Origin of the sequence: Bradyrhizobium sp. IC3195, from assembly GCF_020193585.1 — a bacterium.
Lineage (GTDB): Bacteria > Pseudomonadota > Alphaproteobacteria > Rhizobiales > Xanthobacteraceae > Bradyrhizobium > Bradyrhizobium yuanmingense.
In genome coordinates this window covers 77,839-99,190 of record NZ_JADYVG010000011.1, presented here as the reverse complement: position 1 = coordinate 99,190, position 21,352 = coordinate 77,839, and the positions used below count along the sequence as shown (strand labels likewise).

19 protein-coding genes are annotated in these 21,352 nt (G+C 65.3%); 5 read left to right on the top strand and 14 right to left on the bottom strand.

All coding sequences use genetic code 11. The annotated features are described in order from the left end of the window. Positions 1-272: 272 nt before the first annotated feature. From I6F09_RS21540 to I6F09_RS21530, 3 genes are all read left to right on the top strand, one after another. Positions 273-1,487, top strand: a complete 1,215-nt coding sequence (locus I6F09_RS21540) for an ABC transporter substrate-binding protein (RefSeq protein WP_225188989.1) — start codon at positions 273-275, stop codon at positions 1,485-1,487. A gap of 8 nt (positions 1,488-1,495) precedes the next feature. Further along, positions 1,496-3,229, top strand: coding sequence for an FAD-dependent oxidoreductase (locus I6F09_RS21535; protein WP_225188988.1), 1,734 nt, complete (start codon positions 1,496-1,498; stop codon positions 3,227-3,229). A 77-nt stretch (positions 3,230-3,306) separates the two neighbouring features. Beyond that, a complete protein-coding gene (locus I6F09_RS21530; protein WP_225188987.1) occupies positions 3,307-4,101 on the top strand; it encodes an IclR family transcriptional regulator in 795 nt (264 codons plus the stop codon). A gap of 153 nt (positions 4,102-4,254) precedes the next feature. Here I6F09_RS21530 and I6F09_RS21525 read toward each other — a convergent pair whose 3' ends face one another. From I6F09_RS21525 to I6F09_RS21510, 4 genes are read right to left on the bottom strand one after another with little or no spacing between them, the layout of a single operon-like run. After that, on the bottom strand, positions 4,255-5,034 hold the full coding sequence (locus tag I6F09_RS21525; protein ID WP_225182743.1) for an SDR family oxidoreductase: 780 nt from the start codon (positions 5,032-5,034) through the stop codon (positions 4,255-4,257). Between the two features lie 40 nt (positions 5,035-5,074). Then, positions 5,075-5,818, bottom strand: a complete 744-nt coding sequence (locus I6F09_RS21520; protein ID WP_036027373.1) for an aspartate/glutamate racemase family protein — start codon at positions 5,816-5,818, stop codon at positions 5,075-5,077. A gap of 10 nt (positions 5,819-5,828) precedes the next feature. Next, a complete protein-coding gene (locus I6F09_RS21515) occupies positions 5,829-7,094 on the bottom strand; it encodes an FAD-binding oxidoreductase (protein ID WP_225188986.1) in 1,266 nt (421 codons plus the stop codon). A gap of 4 nt (positions 7,095-7,098) precedes the next feature. Beyond that, positions 7,099-8,760: a thiamine pyrophosphate-binding protein gene (locus I6F09_RS21510; RefSeq protein WP_225188985.1), complete on the bottom strand. Its 1,662-nt coding sequence runs from the start codon at positions 8,758-8,760 to the stop codon at positions 7,099-7,101. 213 nt (positions 8,761-8,973) lie between these two features. Here I6F09_RS21510 and I6F09_RS21505 point away from each other — a divergent pair, with 213 nt between their 5' ends. Next, entirely contained in the window at positions 8,974-9,663 is a 690-nt protein-coding gene (locus I6F09_RS21505; RefSeq protein ID WP_225188984.1) for an aspartate/glutamate racemase family protein, read from the top strand. A gap of 31 nt (positions 9,664-9,694) precedes the next feature. On the opposite strand, the gene I6F09_RS21500 is transcribed toward I6F09_RS21505, so the two are convergent. The 6 genes from I6F09_RS21500 to I6F09_RS21475 all read right to left on the bottom strand — a co-directional run bounded on the left by I6F09_RS21500 (position 9,695) and on the right by I6F09_RS21475 (position 15,577). Continuing rightward, a complete protein-coding gene (locus I6F09_RS21500; protein ID WP_225182746.1) occupies positions 9,695-10,480 on the bottom strand; it encodes an ABC transporter permease in 786 nt (261 codons plus the stop codon). Beyond that, positions 10,477-11,289, bottom strand: coding sequence for an ABC transporter permease (locus I6F09_RS21495; protein ID WP_225188983.1), 813 nt, complete (start codon positions 11,287-11,289; stop codon positions 10,477-10,479). The genes I6F09_RS21500 and I6F09_RS21495 overlap by 4 nt, the downstream gene beginning before the upstream one ends. Before the next feature lie 68 nt (positions 11,290-11,357). Next, positions 11,358-12,404 (bottom strand): ABC transporter substrate-binding protein, encoded by a 1,047-nt coding sequence (locus tag I6F09_RS21490; RefSeq protein ID WP_225126135.1) that lies wholly within the window; start codon positions 12,402-12,404, stop codon positions 11,358-11,360. A 21-nt stretch (positions 12,405-12,425) separates the two neighbouring features. Next, the gene (locus tag I6F09_RS21485) at positions 12,426-13,733 is read right to left on the bottom strand and encodes an FAD-binding oxidoreductase (RefSeq protein WP_225188982.1); all 1,308 of its coding nucleotides are present in this window, start codon (positions 13,731-13,733) and stop codon (positions 12,426-12,428) included. A 14-nt stretch (positions 13,734-13,747) separates the two neighbouring features. Beyond that, positions 13,748-14,464 (bottom strand): HAD family hydrolase, encoded by a 717-nt coding sequence (locus tag I6F09_RS21480; RefSeq protein ID WP_036027384.1) that lies wholly within the window; start codon positions 14,462-14,464, stop codon positions 13,748-13,750. Between the two features lie 33 nt (positions 14,465-14,497). Next, positions 14,498-15,577 (bottom strand): ABC transporter ATP-binding protein, encoded by a 1,080-nt coding sequence (locus I6F09_RS21475; protein ID WP_225146828.1) that lies wholly within the window; start codon positions 15,575-15,577, stop codon positions 14,498-14,500. Positions 15,578-15,787: 210 nt separating this feature from the next. Here I6F09_RS21475 and I6F09_RS21470 point away from each other — a divergent pair, with 210 nt between their 5' ends. Further along, positions 15,788-16,726, top strand: a complete 939-nt coding sequence (locus tag I6F09_RS21470; protein WP_109144796.1) for a LysR family transcriptional regulator — start codon at positions 15,788-15,790, stop codon at positions 16,724-16,726. A 247-nt stretch (positions 16,727-16,973) separates the two neighbouring features. Here I6F09_RS21470 and uxuA read toward each other — a convergent pair whose 3' ends face one another. From uxuA to I6F09_RS21450, 4 genes are all read right to left on the bottom strand, one after another. After that, entirely contained in the window at positions 16,974-18,164 is a 1,191-nt protein-coding gene (gene uxuA, locus I6F09_RS21465; protein WP_225188981.1) for a mannonate dehydratase, read from the bottom strand. Between the two features lie 72 nt (positions 18,165-18,236). Then, complete coding sequence (locus I6F09_RS21460; RefSeq protein ID WP_225188980.1) at positions 18,237-19,286, bottom strand: L-idonate 5-dehydrogenase; 1,050 nt, start codon at positions 19,284-19,286, stop codon at positions 18,237-18,239. After that, the gene (locus I6F09_RS21455) at positions 19,283-20,689 is read right to left on the bottom strand and encodes a TRAP transporter large permease (RefSeq protein WP_225126143.1); all 1,407 of its coding nucleotides are present in this window, start codon (positions 20,687-20,689) and stop codon (positions 19,283-19,285) included. The genes I6F09_RS21460 and I6F09_RS21455 overlap by 4 nt, the downstream gene beginning before the upstream one ends. A gap of 4 nt (positions 20,690-20,693) precedes the next feature. Further along, positions 20,694-21,272: a TRAP transporter small permease gene (locus I6F09_RS21450; protein WP_036007120.1), complete on the bottom strand. Its 579-nt coding sequence runs from the start codon at positions 21,270-21,272 to the stop codon at positions 20,694-20,696. Between the last annotated feature and the right edge of the window lie 80 nt (positions 21,273-21,352).

Below are 21,352 nucleotides of genomic sequence, written 5' to 3'. Positions count from 1 at the left end.
CGAGGAGCCCTTGCGACGAAGCAATCCAGACCGCCTCCGCGGAAAGACTCTGGATTGCTTCGCCGAGCCTGTCATCGGGCCGCGCTTCGCGCGGACCCGGTGGCTCGCAATGACGGGTGTTGAGGCAGGAGCGCTCCTTAAGGGGCATCACCCGGCCATCGTGGAACCAGCCCGACAGCCGTTATTCGCCATTGACAAACTAATTCGCCATTATCTAATTTCCCTTACAACGACCCTGCCGCACCAAGCGGCCAAAAAGAGAGGAAACGATAATGAGAGGGCTTCTGGCCTGCGCCGTGCTCGCGGCCATGACTTCGGCTGCCATGACCACAGGTGCCAGCGCGCAAGTGTCCGACGACGCGGTGCGGATCGGCGTGCTGACGGATTTGTCGAGCTGGGGCCGCGACAACTCTGGGCCGGGCTCGGTCGAGGCCGCAAAGATGGCCGTGGAGGAATTCGGGCCGACCGTGCTCGGCAAGCCGATCGAGATCATCAGCGCCGATCACCAGATGAAGACGGACGTCGGCGTGCAGATCGTCCGCGGCTGGTTCGACAACGGCAAGGTCGACGCCGTGGTCGACATCCCCAATTCCGGCATCGCCATCGCCGTGCACAACATGGTGCGCGAGCGCGGCAAAGTCGCCCTGCTCTCCGGCCCCGGCGCGAGCTCGCTGACCGACGAGCTGTGCAGCCCGAACACCGTACATTTCACCTACGACACCTATGCGCTCTCGAAGGTGACGGCCTCCGCCGTGATCCGGGAAGGCGGCAGATCCTGGTACTTCATCACGGCCGATTATGCCTTCGGCCATCAGCTCGAGAAGGACGCCACCCGCTTCATCAACGAGATGGGCGGCAAGGTGCTCGGCGGCGTCAAGCATCCAACCAACACCGCCGACTTCTCCTCCTTCGCGCTGCAGGCGCAGAGCTCGAAATCCGATGTGGTCGCCTTCGCCAATGCCGGCCAGGACACCGATAACGCCATCAAGCAGTCCGGCGAGTTCGGCCTGGTCCAGGGCGGTCAGAAGCTGGTCGGCCTCTTGATGTTCGACACCGACGTGCACGCCATCGGCCTGAAGGCCGCGCAGGGCACCTATATGACCACCGCGTCCTACTGGGCCATGGACGAGGCCACCCGCGCCTGGTCGAAAAAGTTCTACGAGCGCACCAAGGTGATGCCGACCATGATCCAGACCGGCGTCTACGGCGCGGTGCTGCACTATCTCAAGGCGATCAAGGCGGCCGGCACCGACGATTCCGCCAAGGTGATGGCGAAGATGCGCGAGCTGCCGATCGAGGATATCTTCGTCCATGGCGGCAAGTTGCGCGAGGACGGCCGTGTCATCCGCGACATGTATCTCGCCAAGGTGAAGACCCCCGCGCAGTCCAAGGAGCCGTGGGATTATCTGGACATCGTCAAGACCGTGAAGGGCGATGACGCCTTCCGCCCGGTCTCCGAATCCAAGTGTCCGCTCCTGAAGAAGTGAGGCCCGATATGGCTGGCAACGAGCATGGCACCATGGAGACGTACGAGTGCGACGTGCTCGTCGCCGGATCGGGTTGCTCCGGCATGTCGGCCGCGATCACCGCGCGTCATCGCGGGCTCGACGTGCTGATCGTCGAGAAGGAGCCGCGCTTCGGCGGCACCACGGCCCGCTCCGGCGGCTGGCTCTGGATTCCCGGCACGTCGCTGGCAAAGGCATATGGCATCGAGGAAACGCCGGAACAGGCCCGCACGTATTTGCGGCATGAGGCGGGCAACAATTACGACGCAGCACGCGTCGATGCCTTTCTGAGCGCCGGCCCCGAGGCGGTCGATTTCTTCACCACCAAGACGGCGCTGCGCTTCGACATGCCGCTGGTGTTTCCCGATTATCACGCGGAAGCGCCCGGCGGTGCCCAGGGCGGCCGCTCCATGGTGACGCGCCCGTTCGACGGCCGCGAGCTCGGCAATCTCATCAAATCGCTCGGCATGCCGCTGCCCGAGCTCACCGTGTTCGGCATGATGTTGGGAAGCGGCAAGGAGATCATCCACTTCATGCGGGTGACGAAGTCGCTGACCTCGGCGGTCTATGTCGCGAAGCGCCTGACGCGGCATTTCATGGACGTGCTGCGCTATGGCCGCGGCATGACGCTCACCAACGGCAATGCGCTCGCAGGCCGCCTCGCAAAGTCAGCGCTCGACCTGAAGATTCCGATGTGGCTGTCCTCGCCGGTGCGCGAGCTGACGGTCGAGAACGGCGCCGTGACCGGCGCCATCGTCTCGCGCGAGGGACGCGAGGTGCGCGTTCGTGCACGACAGGGCGTTGTGCTCGCCTGCGGCGGCTTTCCGCATGACGTCGGGCGGCGCAGGAAGATGTTCCCGCATGCGCCGACCGGCGTTGAGCATTATTCGCCCGGGCCTACGGGCAATACCGGCGACGGCTTGCGCCTTGCAGAAGGCGCCGGCGGCCGCATCGAGGACCGCCTGCCGAACGCGGCGGCCTGGGTGCCGGTATCGCTGACCACGCGCAAGGACGGCTCCAAGGGAGTGATGCCGCACTTCATCGATCGCGCCAAGCCCGGCGTGATCGCGGTGATGCGCGACGGCAGGCGTTTCGCCAATGAGGGCAATTCCTATCACGACTTCGTCCAGGCCATGATCAAGGCCGCCAAGCCCGGCGAGGAGATCGCCGCATTTCTCGTCTGCGATCACAAGACGCTGCGGAAATACGGCCTCGGCTGCGTGCCGCCGTTTCCGATGCCGCTGGGTCATCATTTGAAGACCGGCTATCTCATGCGCGGCGACACGTTGGAAGCGCTGGCGGCGAAAGCCGGGATCGATTCCAAGGCGTTCGCCGAGACGGTCAGGCAGTTCAATGAGACGGCGCCGCTGGGACGCGACGCCGCTTTCGGCAAGGGCTCAAAGGCCTATAACCGCTACCAGGGCGATGCGTTGCACGGCCCCAACCCCTGCGTCGCACCGATCGAGAACGGCCCGTTCTACGCCATCAAGATGGTGATCGGCGATCTCGGCACCTATGCCGGCATCGTCACCGACGCGAACGCACGGGCGCTCGATGCCGAGGGCCGCGTGATCCCCGGCCTCTATGCCGCCGGCAACGACATGGCGAGCATCATGGGCGGCAATTATCCGGGCGCCGGCATCACGCTTGGGCCGGCGCTGACCTTCGGCTACATTGCCGGCAGACATCTTGCCGACAGCGCCGCCAAGCGCGACGCGGCGTAGAGCATGATCCGGAAAAGTGTGCAGCGGTTTTCCGAAGAGATCATGCTCAAACAACGACCCAAGCGCATCGGAGGCGCATGAAGAGAGAGAGCCGCGGCATCCAGTCGATCGAGGTCGGCGGCGAATTGCTCCGCGCGCTCGCCCGCAGCGGCGAGCCGATGATGCTGCGCGATCTCGCCCGCGAGGCCGGCATGACACCGGCCAAGGCGCATCCCTATCTCGCCAGCTTCTCCCGCATCGGCCTGATCGAGCAGGACGAGAGCACCGGCCGTTACGAGATCGGCGCGCTGGCGCTGGAGCTCGGCCTGATCAGCCTGCGCCGCCTCTCCGGCGTGAGCATCGCGCGTCCCAAGATCGCGGGCCTCGCGAGCCAGATCGGCCACGCCGTCTCGCTCGCGGTCTGGGGCACGCACGGCCCGACCGTGGTGCAGCTCGAAGAGCCGGCCCAGCCGGTGCATATCGTGATGCGCGTCGGCTCGGTGATGGCGCTGCTGGAGACCGCCACGGGCCGCGCGTTTGCGGCGTTCCTGCCGGAGAAGACGATCAGCGCCGCGCTCGACAGCGGCCTCGACCGTTATGGCGTCGGCTACAACCCGAAGCGCGCCGTGAAGGGGGCGAAGTTCGCCGACATGCTGACCGAGGTGCGCAAGCACGGCCTCGCCCGTGCGCTCGGCGATCCCCTGCCCGGCGTCAACGCGTTCTCCGCGCCGGTGTTCGATCATTTCGGACACGTCGCGCTGGTCATCACCGCGATGGGCCCGGAAGGCACTTTTGACGCCCGCTGGGACAGCCCGATCGCGCATGCGCTGCGCGACTGCGCCGGGGGCGTCTCGAAGCGGCTGGGTTACGGGTTGACGGTCGCGGCGGAGTAAGAGGCAGACTGCCTGCCTCACGACGACTGTCATTCCCCGCGAAAGCGGGGAATCCAGTACGCCGCGGCCCATCGATTCAATCACTGCTGCCTCGGAGTACTGGATCGCCCGGTCAAGCCGGGCGATGACAGCGAGAGTGGGGCGACAACGCCCCTACTTCTCCTTCACCGGCACCGTGTAGTTCAGGACCAGCCGGCCGCCGTCGGGATAGATTGTCTGCCCCGTGATATAGGACGCATCGTCGCTGGCAAGGAAGGCTACGACGGAGGCCACCTCGCTCGGCTCGCCGCCACGGCCAGCGGGCGTGCGCGACAGCACGGTCTTGCGCGCGTCCTCGGACGTGTAGATCGCGGAGGCCACCATGTCGGTCAGGATCGTGCCGGGTCCGACCGCGACGACGCGGATGTTGTGCGGAGCGAGCGCGACGGCGGCAACCGAGGTCAGCTGCTTCATGCCGCCCTTCGACATCGCGTAGGTCGCAAGCGAAGGGATCGCCAGCAGCGCGTTCACCGAAGACATGTTGATGACGACCCCGCCGCCGCCTTGCGCGATCATCTGCTTCGCCGCCGCCTGCACGCCGAAGAACGCGCCTTTCAGATTGATGCCGAGGATCTCGTCGAACTCCTCCTCGGTGATGTCGAGAATGTCGCGATTGCGGGCGACGCCGGCATTGTTGACCATGATGTCGAGCCGGCCGAACTCCTTCACCGCGGTCGCGACCAGTTGATCCACGTCCGCGCGCTTGGCGACATTGCCGACGGCAGTGCGCAGGGAATCCGGCCGCCCGAGCTCGGCGGCCGTGGCCGCCAAGCCCTCGGCATCGACGTCGGAGATGACGACCTTGACGCCGTCGTCCAAAAACCTCTTTGCGCAGGCCTTGCCGATGCCGCGCGCCGCGCCGGTGATGGCCGCGACCTTGCCCGATAGTTTCATGGGTTCACTCCTGCAACTTGTAACGATCTCTCGGACGCATTCACGCAAAGACGCGCGGGCGCAGCCCGGCATGAAACCAGGTGATCATGGAATAGATGTCGTAGACGGGCAATCCGACCTCAGCCTGAAGCGCGGCGGCATAAGGCGGCATGTTGGTGCATTCGAGCACGATGGCGCCGACATCCGGATGCTTGGCAACGAGCTCCTTGCCGGCCTCGACCACGTCGCGCTCGGCTTGCGCGATGTCCATGTCGTCCTTCTCGGCCTTGATCAGGACGCGGAAGAACTCCTTGCCGCTCTCGGTGCCGACCAGCGGCGTGTCGAGCGGCACGCCGGCGCCTTCGAGATGGGCCGGTGTCAAGGTCGAGCCCGACACCGTGACGAGGCCGACGCGCTTGCCGGGCGGCAGGGTCGCCTGCACCCACGGCACCTGCATCAGCGAGGAAGTCGCGACGGGAACGCCGACGGCCGCCGCGATCTCCTTCTGGAACAGCGAGAGGAAGCCGCAATTGGTGGTGATGGCCTCCGCTCCCAGCCGCACCAGATCCTTGGCCGCATCGATGAAGTCGGGCAAGAGGCCGGCCGCGCCCTTCAGCACTACCTTTTCCGGCGAGGCGCCGCTCACCACGCGATAGAGCACCGGGAATGGCCAGGTCGTGCCGTTGCCCATGTCGCCGGGAATGCGGGGAAAGCGCGCCTCCAGCATCAGGATGCCGAGCGGCGCGCCGTAGATGGCCTTGCCGCCACGGGCGATGCGGGAGGACGAGCTGGCTGAGGTGGTCATGGGTAGGCTCTCAGAGGAAACGATCGGGCGCGAACGGCGCGAGCGGAATTTCCGGCGCCTTGCCGCTCACGAGCTGGGCGACGAGACGGCCGGTGCGGGCCGAGCCAACCAGGCCGACATGGCCGTGGCCGAAAGCATAGACGATATCGCGCGAGGCGCGCGAATAGCCGATGCAGGGCCGTCCGTCCGGCATGCTCGGGCGATGGCCGAACCACGTCTTGACGCGCGAGGCCGGAATGTCCTTCGGCAGTTTCGGAAACATGCTGACGAGGTGGTTGCGCAGGATCTCGGCGCGCTTCCAGTTCGGAGCGGCCTCGAGGCCGGCGATCTCGACCGTGCCGGCGGCACGCAGGCCCTTGTTGGTCCAGTTCACCACCAGCTTGGCGTCGGAGGCCATCATCGAGCTGCGCGGACCTGTTTCCGGATTCTCGATCACGACATGATAGCCGCGCTCGGTCTCGAGCGGCAGCGGATCGCCGACCGACGCGGCGAGCTGCTTCGAGCGGGCACCGGCCGCGACCACCGCGGCATCGCAGGCAATCTCGCCGGTCTCGGTGACGACGGCGACGAGCTTGTCGCCGTTGAGCTTCAACCCGGTCGCCTTGGCGCGCACGTGCTTGGCGCCGCTGGCAATCGCATGATTGGCGAGCGCAGCAACATAAGCGCCGGGATCGCGGCAGCGTCCGGCCTCCTCCACCACGACGCCAAAGGTGTAGCGCGGATCCAGGTCCGGCTCACGCTGGCGCATTTCGTCGGCATTGAGCTCCAGCCATTCGACGCCGACCTTCCTGCGCAGGCGCCAGCCGAGATCATTGTCGAAATTGCCGCGCGAGGTGAACACGTGCATCACGCCGTTGCGCTCGATCAGGTCGGGGACGCCGGCTTCTTCCGCGAGCTTCCTGTGCAGCAGCGGCGCGTCCTTCAGGAGATCGCGCAGCGCGAACGCCGTGGTCTCGACCCGCGCCGCGGTCCAGCCCGAGAGCAGATATTTGATCAGCCAGGGCAGCGCCTTCGGCAGGTAAGACCAGCGGATCGCAAGCGGGCCGAGCGGGTCCAGGAGATAGCCAGGCACCTTCTTCCAGACGCCCGGCTCCGCCGGCGGGATCACCGAATGCGACGACAGCCAGCCGGCATTGCCGTAGCTCGCCGCCTGTTCGCCGCCGGGCTCGCCCGGATCGATCAGCGTGACGCGATGGCCCTCGCGCAGCGCCTCGATCGCGCTGATCACGCCGACCGCGCCGGCTCCGATGATGGCGACGTGGCGGCCGTCCGGCATCGCCCTAAGCCTTCACTGCGGGCGTAAAATCCTTGCCGACCGAGATCGCCCTGGGATCGATGATGCAATGGAGGATCGACGGCTTGCCCGAGGCGAGCGCGCGCTCGAAAGCCGGTGCGAACTCTTCGGTGCGCTCGACGCGCTCGCCATGGCCGCCGAACGCCTTCGCATACATCGCGAAATCCGGGTTCTTGAGCTGGGTGCCGACGACGCGGCCGGGATAGTCGCGCTCCTGGTGCATGCGGATGGTGCCGTATTGCGAATTGTCGATGATGATGACGACGAGCGGCGCGTCATACTGCACGGCGGTGGCGAATTCCTGGCCGTTCATCAGGAAGCAGCCGTCGCCCGCAAACGCGACCACGACCCGATCCGGATATTGCCGCTTGGCCAGCACGCCCGCCGGCACGCCGTAACCCATCGAGCCCGAGGTCGGCGCGAGCTGGGCGGCAAAGCTGTGGAAGCGGTGATGGCGATGGATCCAGCCGGCGTAGTTGCCGGCGCCGTTGCAGACGATCGCGTCCTTCGGCAGGCGGTCGCGCAGCCAGGTCATCACCTCGCCGTATTGGAACGTGCCCGGCAGCTCGCGCGCCTTCCCGGTCCAGGCCAGATAATCGGCATGCGCCTTGGCGGCCTCGCCCTTCCACGCCACCGCACCTGACGGCTTCAACGTCTCGACGGCGGCGGCGAAGGCGGACGGCGTCGCCTGGATCGCCAGTTCAGGCTGATAGATGCGGCCGAGCTCTTCGGAGCCCGGATGCACATGGATCAGCTTCTGCTTCGGATTGGGAATGTCGAGCAGCGTATAGGACGATGACGGCATCTCCGACATGCGGCCGCCGATGAGCAGGAGGACGTCGGCATTGTCGATGCGCGCCTTCAGGCCCGGGCTCGGCCCGATGCCGAGGTCGCCGGCATAATGCGAATGGTCGGCGTCGATCAGCGAAGCCCGGCGGAACGAGGTCGCGACCGGCAGGTCGAACCGCTCGGCGAACCGCGCGATGCTCTTGGTCGCCTCGTCGGTCCAGCGCGAGCCGCCGAGAATGACGAGTGGTGCCCTGGCGCCGGCCAGCATGGCGCCGAGCTTTTCGATATCGGCCGGCGCCGGCCAGCTCACGGCGGGCTCGATGCGCATGGCGTCCGCTACCGCCGCCGTCTCGGTCAGCATGTTCTCCGGCAGCGCGATCACCACGGGACCGGGGCGGCCCTGCATGGCGACGCGAAAGGCGCGCGCGACCAGCTCCGGAATGCGGTCGGGGCGGTCGATCTCGACCGCCCATTTCGCCATCGAGCCGAACACCGCCTTGTAGTCGAGCTCCTGGAACGCCTCGCGCTCGCGCATGCCGGTGTCGACCTGGCCGACGAACAGGACCATCGGGGTCGAATCCTGCATCGCGATGTGAACGCCGTGGCTGGCATTGGTGGCACCGGGGCCGCGTGTGACGAAGCAGATTCCGGGCCGCCCCGTGAGCTTGCCATAGGCCTCCGCCATCATCGCCGCACCGCCTTCGGCGCGGCAGATCACGACGTCGATCGGGCTGTCATGCAACGCATCGAGCGCCGCCAGATAGCTCTCGCCCGGCACGCAGGTGACGCGCTCGACGCCCTGGGCGACGAGCTGATCGATCAGGATCTGGCCCCCGGTGCGGGTGTTGCGAATGGTCATGTCGGCTCCCTCAAGACTTCGGCGATACGCACTTGTTCGGGAACTGGCCTAAGACAGGCCGAGAGCGTGTGCAAGGTCGAAAGGCTTCTCGCAGCCTGCGCAGGCGTCATGCCCGTCCCTGCCGTTTGCACTACAGGCCCTGCCGCGGCCATGATGGCGAGGTTCGGCATCTTCGTCTACGATCCCTCTGAATCACTGTTCGGGAGCACCGGAATGCAAACCATTGGCCTGATCGGCGGCATGAGCTGGGAGAGCACCGCGCTTTACTACAAGCTCGTCAACGAGCGGGTCCGCGACCGCATGGGCAAGCTGCATTCGGCCCCGCTTCTGATGTATTCCTACGATTTCGAGCAGATCAAGCAGATGCAATATGCCGGCCGCTGGCAGGAGGCGGCGGCGAGCCTGGCGGAGGTCGCGCGGTTGCTCGAAAGCGCCGGCGCGCGGGCGATCGTGTTGTGCACGAACACGATGCATAAATTGGCGCCTGAGATCATATCCAGCGTGAGCGTTCCGTTCATCCACATCGGCGATGCGACGGCCGAGCGGATTCGGGGCAAGGGATATCGGCGCGTCGGGTTGCTCGGCACCAAGTTCACGATGGAGGAAGACTTCTACATCGACCGATTGCGCGCGCACGGTCTCGACGTCATGGTCCCTCCCGCGGACGAGCGCGCCGAGGTGAACCGCATCATCTACGACGAGCTGTGCCTCGGCAACGTCGCCGCGCCCTCGCGCCGCCGCTACCAGGAGGTGATGGCGGCGCTCGTCGCCGGCAGCGCCGAGTGCATCATCCTCGGCTGCACCGAGATCACCATGCTGGTCGGCCCTAATGACACGTCGGTCGAGACATTCGACACCACGGCCATTCACGCCGAGACGGCCGCCGATTTCGCGATCGGGTGAATTGATCTCGTCAATTTCAGCCCCGCTATCCTCACCCGCTCCGCTTCTGTCGCGCGCTCGCCAGCAGCACCAGCATGAATGAGGCCGCCGTCATCAAGGTCGAGATCGCGGCGATGGTCGGATCGATCTCGTCGCGCAGCGCGGTGAACATGCGCTTGGTCAACGGCTGATACTGGCCGCCGGAAATGAACAGCGCGACGATGGTCTCGTCCATCGCCGAGATGAAGGCGAAGATTCCGCCCGCAACCACGCTGGACTTGATCTGCGGCAGCGTCACCGCGAAGAAGCTGCGCAGGCGGTTCATGCCGAGGCTGCGCGCCACCATCTCCTGCGCGGGATCGAAACTCTGCAGGCCCGCGAGCACCGAGATGACGACATAGGGCAGGCCCAGCATCACGTTCGCCAGCACGAGGCCGGGCATGGTCGCGACCAGACCGACTTTGGCATAGACGAAGAAGATGCCGACGGCGGTGATGATGATCGGCACCACCAGCGGCAACAGCAGCGCCAAGTGGATCAGCCTCATGATGCGTAGCTTCGACTGGCTGATGGCATAGGCAGCGGCCACCCCGAACGGGGTCGCGATCACGACGGTAAGGAGGGCGACCGTCAGCGTCACCTGCGTCGCCTGCATCCAGGCCGGATTTGAGAAATATTGCTGGTACCAGCGCAGCGAAAAGGAGGGCGGCGGAAAGGTGAGAAAGCGCGCGCTGGAGAACGAGATCGGCGCGATAATCAGAACGGGGAGGATCAGATAGACCAGCACCAGCGCGCTGACCACGTAGAGGGCGATCCGTGCGGGCGAGGCGCGCATCATTTCTGCCCCAACACGCGGTCGAGCGAGATGAAGCGGCTGACGACGAAGAAGATCACGAGCACACTGATGAGCAGCACCACCGCGACCGCGCTCGCCGCCCCGAACTGGTTGTAGAGCTCGACATTGCGGCTCACCAGCATCGACACCATCACGGTGCGGCCGCCGCCGAGTAGCTCCGGCGTGATGTAGAAGCCGAGGCAGAGCACGAACACCATGGTGCAGCCGGCGAGCACGCCCGGCAGCGACAGCGGCAGGAACACGCGCATGAAGGTGAGCGACGGGCTCGCGCCCAGGCTGGCGCCGGCCTGCATGAGATCGTTGGGAATCTTCTGCATGGTGGCGTAGAGCGGCAACACCATGAAGGGCAGCAGGATGTGCACGGTCGCAACCACCGTGCCAAAGGTGTTGTGGACCAGCGCGAGCGGCTCGGAGATCACATCGAGATAGCGCAGGAACTGGTTGATCACGCCAGTGCGCTGCAGCAGCGCCAGCCAGGCATAGGCGCGGACCAGCACGCTGGTCCAGAACGGCAGCACGACCAGCGAGAGGATGACGATGCTCCACCCTTTCGGCACCGAATTGGCAAGGTAGGCCACGGGATAGCCGAGCAGCAGCGCGATTGCCGTGACCGCGAGGCTGATCTCGAAGGTCAGCGCAAAGCTGCGCCAGTAGACGTCTTCGGTGAAGACGCGGCGATAATTCTCCAGCGTGAAGCCGTCATGGTAGATCGACTGCCAGGCCAGCCAGCCGACCGGCAGCACGATCAGAGCCAGGATCACCAGCAGCGCCGGCGACACCAGTGCCAGCATCAGGCCGTGCTCACGGCGCTGATGTTTTTGGGAGGGATCTGGCACTGAAGTCGTCAACGTTGCCTCGCTCACTTCTGCATGAAGGACGCCCAGCGCTTCTCGGCGGCTTCGCCCGCCGGCGAGGACCACCAGGCGTAGGACATCAGCGCCTGCTTGGCCGCATTGGCCGGCTCGCTCGGCAATTGCGCGGCGCGCTCGGGCTTGATCACGCCCGTCTCGAACGCCTTGGGATTGCCCGGACCATAGTCGATGTGGAGCGGCAGGTTGGCCTGGTGCACGGGATCAACGGCCTCGTTGAGGAATTTTATCGCGGTGGCGAGATTCGGCGCGCCCTTGAGGATGCAGAGCGAGGTACTCTGCAGGATGCCCTGGTTGTAGGTAAAGGCGACCTTCGCGCCTTCCTTGGCGACGGCACTGACGCGGCCATTCCAGGCCATCTCCATGTCGACCTCGCCGTCATTGAGCAACTGCGCCGACTGTGCGCCCGAGGTCCACCACACCGTGATGTGCGGCTTGATCTCCTCCAGCTTCTTGAAGGCGCGGTCGACGTCGAGCGGATAAAGCTTGTCCGGTGCGACGCCGTCGGCCATCAGCGCCGCCTCTAACGTTGCAAACGGATGGTTGCGCAGCGCGCGGCGGCCGGGGAATTTCTTCACGTCCCAGAAATCGGCCCAGCTGTTCGGCGCGTCCTTCGGGAATTTCTTCTGGCTGTAGGCAAGTACGCTCGAATAGAACTCGTAGGACACTGAATAGGGGCTGCGATAGGCCTCCGGCATCGCCGCGCCGTTTGGAATCTTCGAGAAGTCGAGCTTCTCCATCAGCCCCTGTTCGCCGCCGCGCAGGCAGTTACCGGTCGGGGTGTCGACGACGTCCCAGATCGGCTTGCCGCTGCCGACCTGCGTCTTGATCGCGGGCCAGGCATCGGGAATGGAGTCCTGGTTGATGGTGATGCCGAGCTTCTTGGCGGAGGGATCGAGGATCGCCACCGTCTGCGCCTGCTGATAGGCGCCGCCCTGCGAGACGAAGGTGATCTGCTCGGCGGCATCAGCCGCGCTGGTCAGTCCGATTGCGCCCAGCAGCGCGCAGCCCAATCCAAATTTCTGCTTCATCGTCATCCTCACCTCCTCCAAATGATCTCACCGACCGATCGCATCGAGAAACTGGTACCAGCCGGCGACCATGCGCACGGCGGGCTCCCGCAGCGGATAGAACGGAATCGCCTTCATGCGCCGCGCGTCGAGCAGGCCGACGTCGGGCGTCTCGCCGCGCACGAAGGCGGCGAGATAGCTGCCCATCAGGCTCGACATCGCAACGCCTGCGCCGTTGTAGCCGACCGAGAAGAGCGTGCGGTCATCGAGCCGGCCGATATGCGGGACCGAGTCCAGCGTCATCGCGACCAGGCCCGACCATTTGTATGCGAGCGGGACATCGGCGAGATCGGGGAAGATGCCGACCATCGCCTTGCGCAAGGCATCGAATGCGGCCTGCGAATCCTGCTTGCCGAAGGCGCCGCGGCCGCCGAAGATGACGCGGTTGTCGACCATGCGGAACCAGCGCATCATGCGCTTGGTCTCGGTGTAAGTGCGCCCCGTCGGCATCAGTTTTCCCGCGAGATTGCCGGGAAGCCGCTCGGTTGCGACCATGGCGCTGCGGAACGGGATCAGCGTGCGCTGCAGATGCGCGGTGGCACCGGTCAGATCCGAATAGCTGTTGGTGGCAATGATCGCCTGCCTGGCGCGCACCGCGCCTTGCGGTGTCTCGGCAACGATGCCGTCCTTCTCGCGCCGGAGCTTGACGACCGGCGACTCCTGGAAAATCCGAACGCCGCGGCTTGCAACGCCATTTGCGAGGCCGCGCAGATAGTTCAGCGGATGGATCCCGCCCGAACCGGGATTGAGCACACCGCCGACAAAGATGTCGGAGCCGGTCTCCTCACGCACCTGTCCCTTGTCGAGAATGCGGACCGCGGCGGAGCCCATCTCGCGCGTCATCCAGTTGGCTTCGTCGATCGCGGCCTTGAGCGTCGTCTCATTGTGCGCGGCCTTGACCTGGCCGGTGCGCACAAGGTTCGCGCTGGTGATGCCGAATTCGGAGACGAGCTCCTCGACCATGTCGGTCGATTCATGCGCGATCTCGTACATGCGCCGCGCCATGGCGCGGCCGTGTGCGGCATCGATTTCACGGAACGAGAGGCGGAATTTTGCGGTGATCACGCCGCCATTGCGCCCGCTCGCGCCCCAGCCGGGACGGTTGGCCTCGAGCACGACGGGGCTGAGCCCGCTCCTGGCAATGTGGTGCGCGGCGGAGAGGCCAGTGTAGCCTGCGCCGATGATCACCACATCCGCCTGTTGCTCGCCCGACAGCACGGGAAACGCGCGCGCCGGCTCCGCCGTGGCTTCCCACAGCGAATTGACGGAAGGCAGCGCGCGCCAGTCCCGTGTCATGCCACAGCTCTCCGTTACGTCGCCGGCCCGATGGCCGCGTCGGCAAGCGCCTTCAACGTCGGATAATGGAAGTCCGGCTTGGTCAGCGTCTCCACCGCCGGCGTGCCGCCGAATCCGGCGATGCCCTGGCGGCGCTCGATCCAGCACACCTTGTAGCCGAGCTTCCGCGCGATCCCGATGTCGTGATATTGGCTCTGCGCGACGTGCAGGATGTCGGACTGCTTGTACCCGAAGGCGGACTGGCGGCCCTTGTTGTAGGCGAAGAATTCCGGGTTCGGTTTTGCAACGCCGGTGTCGTCGGCGCAGACGGTGTCATCGAAGGGATTACCGAGCGCATGCGCGTAGCATGAGAGTGCCACGCGGTCGGCATTGGTCATCGCGACCAGGCGGAATTTTGTGCGCAGGCGCTTCAGCGCCTCGACCGAGTCCGAGAACGGCCCCCAGCGCAGCACGGCAAGCTGGAAGACGTCACAGGAGGCATCGTCCGCCGGCAGCCCGAGCTCCTTGGCGAGATAGCGGTAGACGTAGAACATCACCTCGCTGGAGCGCTCATAATGCTTGTCGCGGCCTCGCTTGTAGGATTCGAAGATCTGCTCGTCGCTGAGCTCGGCCGCCTTCTTGCCTCCGATCTTGCGCACCGCTTCAAGTACGCCGGTCTCGAAATCGATCAGGGTGCCGACGACGTCGAAGGTGAGGACCTTGAAATTGCTGAACGCGGCTTGGGTCGACATATCGCTTCTTCTCTCGGTTGAACAAGGCTGGATTCAGTCCACCCTGGGCACGACAATGGTGTCCTCGGGGTGGAGCGTAACGGTGAGGCTGCCGCCGAGCGGCGGGATGCGGTGATAGGCCTGGTGATAGCTCGGTTGGCGCAGGCTGAGCGCGATGCCATCGGCGAGCGCGAGGAAAATGCGCAGGCTCTCGCCCTGATAGACGATGTCGGTGACGGTCCCGGTCAGCCGGTTGCAAGCGGCATCCTGCGCGCCATCATCGATCAGCAGCTTCTCGCTGTGCACGGCCAGCATCAGGGCATCGCCATCGGGAATGGCGCGCGCGCTGCGCAGCAAGACGTTGCCGAGCGCGACGCTGGCGGCATCGACGCGGCGAACCGGCAGCATCGTGGCTTCGCCGATGAAGCTGGCGACGAAGGAATCGGCGGGGTGATCGTGCAGCCGCGCCGGCTCGTCGATCTGAACCAGCCGGCCGTCCTTCATGACGGCGACGCGGTCGCTCATGGTCAGCGCCTCGCGCTGGTCATGGGTGACGTAGATGATGGTCGCGCCGATGCGCTTGTGCAACGCGCGCAGCTCGATCTGCATGGATTCGCGCAGCTGCTTGTCGAGCGCGGAAAGCGGCTCGTCCATCAGGATCAGGCGCGGCTCGAAGATCATGGCGCGCGCCAACGCCACGCGCTGGCGCTGACCGCCGGAGAGCTGCGCGATGCCGCGCTCTTCATAGCCGGCAAGCCCGACCATGCTGAGCGCTGCGCGCACCTTGTCCGGCCAGATGGATTTCGGCAGGCGTCGCGCGCGCAAGGGAAAGGCGACGTTCTCGCCGACGCTCATGTGCGGAAACAGCGCGTAATTCTGGAACACCACGCCGATGTCGCGCTTGTGCGGCGGCATGTAGGTGACGTCACGGCCTCCGAATAGAATCGTGCCTGAGGTCGGCAGGATGAAGCCGCCCAAAATGCCGAGCAGCGTGGTCTTGCCGGAGCCGGACGGGCCAAGCAGTGAGACGAATTCACCGGCGCTGACATTGAGCGAAACGTCGTCGAGGGCGCGAACGGCGCCATAGGCCTTGCTGGCGGACCTGATCTCGACGCTCTCCGCGCGCTTGTCCAACGATCGACCTCGCGATGTCCCTCAGCCGGCGTGCCTCACTGCGCGCCATAAGCCTGCTTTATAGACAGGGATTTGGAGCACTCACGGCAAAGCGTGCGCTGCACCAAATCCTCTCTCGAAGGGCCTGTCTTTAAGCTGTCATGCTGATGACACCAGACTTGGCAAAATCCGGCAATTGCCAAATTCTCACCGCGCCCATAACATGACGTTATGCCAGAGCTCCGTCGCATGCTGCCGTCCAGCAACGCCCTGTTCGTCTTCGACGCGGCGGCGCGCAATGGCAGCTTCACGGCTGCGGCCGCCGAGCTGAACGTCACGCAGCCGGCGGTGAGCCGGATGCTCGGCCAGTTCGAGGAGCATCTCGGCGTTCGCCTGTTCGATCGCAAGGCGGGCCGCGCGGTGCTCACCGAAGAAGGCGAGCTGCTCTATCGCCGAGTGCTCGAAGGCTTTCGCAGCATCGAGAGCGGGCTCGTCGAGATCGAGCGGCGGCGCAAGGGCACCGAGACGGTGACGCTGTCGGTCTCCTCCGCCTTCACCACGCACTGGCTGATGCCGCGCATCGACAAGCTGCAGAAGCAGTTTCCGCAAGTCGATCTGCGCTTCCAGTTGATTTCCGGCGCGCTGCGCGGGCCGGTGGAGAATGTCGATCTCGGCATGCGCTTCCGCGATCGCGACGAGCCGCCCTCCGGCGGCACGCTGGTGATGAAGGAAGTGATGCTGCCGATGTGCAGCCCCACCTATCTCGGCGAGACCGATCCCACCGAGGGCAACACCATCATTCGCCTCGCCGAGACGCCGGGCGACTGGGCCGCGGATTACGCTTCGCTCCTCACCGGCCGCCGCGGCGCGGCCAAGGCGCTGAGCTTCACCGACTATGCCGTCGTGGTGCAGGCCGCGCTGCTCGGCCAGGGCATTGCGCTCGGCTGGCTGACGGTCGCCTCGCACTGGCTGCTCACCGGCGCGCTGGTGCCGGCCTCCGACCGGCTCACCACCACGCGCCGCATCTGCGAATTCCTGCCGCCGCGCAACCGCGCGATGCGCCCGATCGCCGCCGAGATCCGCGACTGGATCATCGCGCAGATGAAAAGCGAGATCGCCGCGATCGACCGGCTCTATCCGAAGCTCGGCGCCATGGCGGCGTGCTATTGAGCCTGGAGCGAGCTTCACAAGAAGCCGTCATGCCCGGGCTTGTCCCGGGCATCCACGTTCGCCGTGCCACGTGGTAAGGCGTGGATGGCCGGGACAAGCCCGGCCATGACGCTGTGGAGGCGTCGCCCCCCTCCCTCCACGTCATTGCGAGCGCAGCGAAGCAATCCAGAGTCTTTCCGCGGAGGGATTCTGGATTGCTTCGTCGCAAGAGCTCCTCGCAATGACAGTGTGGAGAGAGGTTTGCCCGCTACCGATGCTCGATCGCCCTGATCGCACCGCGCAACTCTGCGAGGCCGCGCAGGCGGCCGATGGCGGTGTAGCCGGGATTGGTGCGCTTGGTGGCGGCGAGATCGTCGAGCATGCGGTGGCCGTGATCGGGACGGAACACGATTCTCTTGTCCGGTGCGCGCCGCGCGTTCTCCTTCAACAGCGCCTTGAGCACCGCGATCATGTCGACGTCACCGTCGAGATGGTCGGACTCGTAGAACGACAGGACGTCCGCCTCGCGCTTGGTCGCGCGCAGATGGGCGAACGCGATGCGCGGGCCGAAGCGCTCGGCCATATCAGGGAGATTGTTCTCCGCGCGCACGCCGAGCGAGCCGGTGCAGAAGCAGATGCCGTTGGCCTTGGACGGCACGGCATCGAACAGCGCCTGATAATCGTCGGCGCTGGAAGCAATGCGCGGCAGGCCGAACAGCGGCCGCGGCGGATCGTCCGGATGCAGCGTCAAGGAGACATCGAGCTGCTCGGCCACCGGCGTTACGCGCGCGAGGAATTCCGCGAGATGCTGCCGCAATATCTTTGGCGTGATGTCGCGATAGGTGTCCAGCCGATCGCGGAATTGCGGGATCGTCATCGGCTCGGTGGTCGAGCCCGGCAGCGCGCTGGCAATGACCATGACGAGATAGTCGATATCCGCCTGGCTCATCTGCTCGAACAGCTTTTTAGCGCGCGCCTGCTGCTCGGGGGTATACTCTTGAGCAGCCGCCGGGCGCTTCAGGATGTGCAGCTCGAATGCCGCAAAGCGGTCCTGGTCGAAGCGCATGGCACGGGCGCCGTTCGGCAGCTCCCATTCCAGATCGGTGCGGCACCAGTCCACCACGGGCATGAAGTTATAGCAGATGATCTTGATGCCGGACGCGGCGACCGCCTCCAGGCTCGCGATCCACGCCTCGATCGACTTGGTCGCATTTCCGCCGAGGCGCTTGACGTCGTCAGGGATCGGAATCGATTCCACCACCGACCAGGTCAGCTGCGAGCGGCCGGGCTGGCCGTTCTCGATGAAGTTCTTGCGCTCCTCGACCGCCTTGCGCGTCCAGGCCTCTCCGATCGGCACCTGATGCAGCGCCGAGACGATCTGGCTCGCCCCGGCCTGCCTGACATCATCGAGCGAGACCGGATCATCCGGTCCGTACCAGCGCCATCCCTCCAGCATCATGTGCTGCCTCCCAAAGCGTTTTCGAGCGAAGTGGGTACCGGTTCGCGTGAAGAAAACGCGTCAAAACAAAAGTCAGTTCGCGGTCAGCACGACCTTGACGCTCTGCGAACGGTCGAGCGCCAGCCGCAGCGCGTCGGGCGCGGTCGAGAGCGGCCGCTCGGCGGTGACCAGCGACAGCACATCGACGCTGCCGTTGCCGATCAGTTCCACCGCATTCATGAACTCGAAGCCGAAGCGGAACGAGCCGCGCAGGTCGATCTCCTTGGCCATCACCGCATTCGACGGCGTCGGGATCTGGCCGCCCGGCAGGTTGCCGATCTGCACCACGACGCCGCCGCGCCTGACGATGCCGATCGCGCTGGCAAGGCCCGCGGCCGTGCCCGAGACCTCGAACGCGACGTCATAGGGGCGCGACGCAGCCTGCGCCTTCAACCCTTCCTCGCCGGCAGAGACGTTCTCGACGTGGGAGGCGCCGAGCTTGGTCGCAAAGGCCAGCGGCGCCGGCGCGATGTCGGCCACGGTGATGTCAGCCATGCCGGCGCGGTGCGCCGCGAGCATGGTCAGAAGCCCGATCGGGCCGGCACCGAAGATGATGCCGCGCTTGTCCTCGATCTTGCCGGCGCGCGCCACCGCGTGCAGGCACACCGCGAGCGGTTCGGCCAGCGCGGCCGCCTGGTAGGACACGTGATCGGGAATCTTCACGCACTGCGCAGGGATCGCATCGAAGTAGTTGGCGAAGCCGCCCTGCATGTGCGGCGTCTTCGAAGCCGAGCCCATGAAATAGATGTTCTCGCACAGGTTCGGCCGGCCTTCGCGGCAGGCGACGCAATGGCCGCACCAGCGCGACGGGTTGACCGCGACGCGGTCGCCGACCTTCAGGTTCGCAGCCGCGCCGGATATCTCGACGACCTCGCCGGAGATCTCATGGCCCAGCACCAGCGGCGACTTCACCACGAAGTCTCCGGTGCGGGCATGACGGAAATAGTGCATGTCCGAGCCGCAGATGCCGCCGGCGCCGAAGCGGATGCGCACCATGCCGTCAGCGAGCTTGTCGAGCGGATGCTCGATCATGCGCAGGTCTTCGGGGCCGAACAGGGTCGCGGCGAGAGCAGTCGAGGTCATTTGGAGAGTCCCATGTATTTTGGCAGCCAGAGGGTCAGGTCGGGAATGAAGGTGATCGCGATCAGCGCCAGCATCAGAGGCACCAGCCAGGGCAGGATCGCCACCGTCGTACGCTCGACGGAGAGCTTGGCGACGCGGGCGAGCACGAACAGCACCATGCCGAGCGGCGGATGCAGCAGGCCGATCATCAGGTTCAGCGTCATGATCAGGCCGAAATGAATGGGGTCGATGCCGAGCTTGAGCACGATCGGCAGCAGGATCGGCACCAAAATGGTGATCGCCGCTGTGGTGTCGATGAAGCATCCGACGAACAGGATCAGCACGTTGGCGAGCGCCAGGAACACCCATTTGTTCTGGGTGATGCTAAGCATCCAGTCCGAGAGCATCTGCGCCGCCTGCGACACCGTCAGCAGCCAGGCGAAGATCGAGGCGGCCGTGACGATGAACAGCACCGAGGCCGTGGTCTCGATGGTGTCGAAGGTCGCCTTGGCGACGGTTTGGAACGTCATGGTGCGGTAGCGCACGAGGCCGAGGAACAGCGACCAGATCACCGCGGCGACGGCGGCTTCCGTCGGCGTGAACCAGCCGAGCGTCATGCCGCCGATCAGGATCACCGGCGCCATCAGCGCCATCACCGCCGAGAAGTCGAAATACCAGTCGATCAGGAGCAGCGTGCCGAGGCCGATGACGACGGCCATGTTGACCGAGAGGCCGGCGAGGACCATCAGCCAGATCGCCATCGGGAACGACAGCACGATCAATATCTCGAGCCCGGCCGAGCCGAGCTGCGGCCAAGAGAACGGCGTGTCGCTGCCCCATTTGTTCTTGTGCGCGAAATAGGTGACCGTCACCATCATGAACAGCGTCAGCACGACGCCGGGAATGACGCCGCCCAGGAACAGCGCGCCGATCGAGACGTTCGCCATCATGCCGTAGATCACGAACGGCAGCGACGGCGGGATGATCGGCCCGAGCGTTGCCGAGGCCGCGGTGACGCCGACCGAGAACTCGGTGGAGTAACCGTGGTCCTTCATCGCCTTGATCTCGATGGTGCCGAGACCGGCGGCGTCCGCGATCGCGGTGCCGGACATGCCGGAGAAGATCACCGAGCCGATGATGTTGACGTGGCCGAGGCCGCCGCGCATCCACCCCACCAGCGCGACGGCGAATTTGTAAATGCGCCCGGTGACGCCGGCGATGTTCATGAGATTGCCGGCCAGGATGAAGAAGGGCACGGCGAGCAGCGGGAAGCTCTCGACGCCGGCGATCATGCGCTGCGCCAGCGTGACGTCGGGCGTCACGCCGCTGACCAGAATGTAGAGCAGCGACGACACCGCCATGGCGATCGCCACGGGAACGCCGAGCAGCATGAGAACGAGAAAGCCTCCGAGCAACAGCAGCATGGTTTTATCCTTCCGATCCGTCGTAGGCACCGGGACGTTCGAGGACCGAGTAACCCTGCCGCCAGTTCTGGATTGCCACCTGCACGGAGCGTGCGAACATCAGCACGAACCCGAGCAGCACGGCGTAATAGACATAGTCCTTGGGAAGATTGATGGTGGTCATCTGCTCGTCGCCGATGATCCTGATGTAGACCCAGACCAGCTTGATGGCGTAGCCGAAGAAGGCGATCCGGATCAGGTCGATCGCGGTCGACAGCACGCGTCCTACGGCATGCGGCAGGTAGCGATAGACAAGGTCGACCTGGATATGCCGCGACAGCCGTACGCACATCGACGAGCCGATGAAGACCACGCCGATCAGGCAATAGGTCGCGATCTCCTCGGTCCAGGCGTAGCTGTCGTTGAGCACGTAACGGGTGAAGAACTGCAGGAAGACGGCGAGCGCCATCACCCAGAAAATCGCCAGCGCCACCCAGTCCTCGAAGGCGTAGACGCCGAGATCGACTTTCGGCGTCGCCTCCTCCTCGAAGGTGTGCGCGATCTCGTCGGCGGTGATCTGCCGGTGGATTTCGGCGGTGGACATGTTACCTCTCTCCAAATCGTCGTTCCGGGGCTCGCGAAGCGAGAACCCGGAATGACGTCTTTGTTCTACTGTCTCACGCT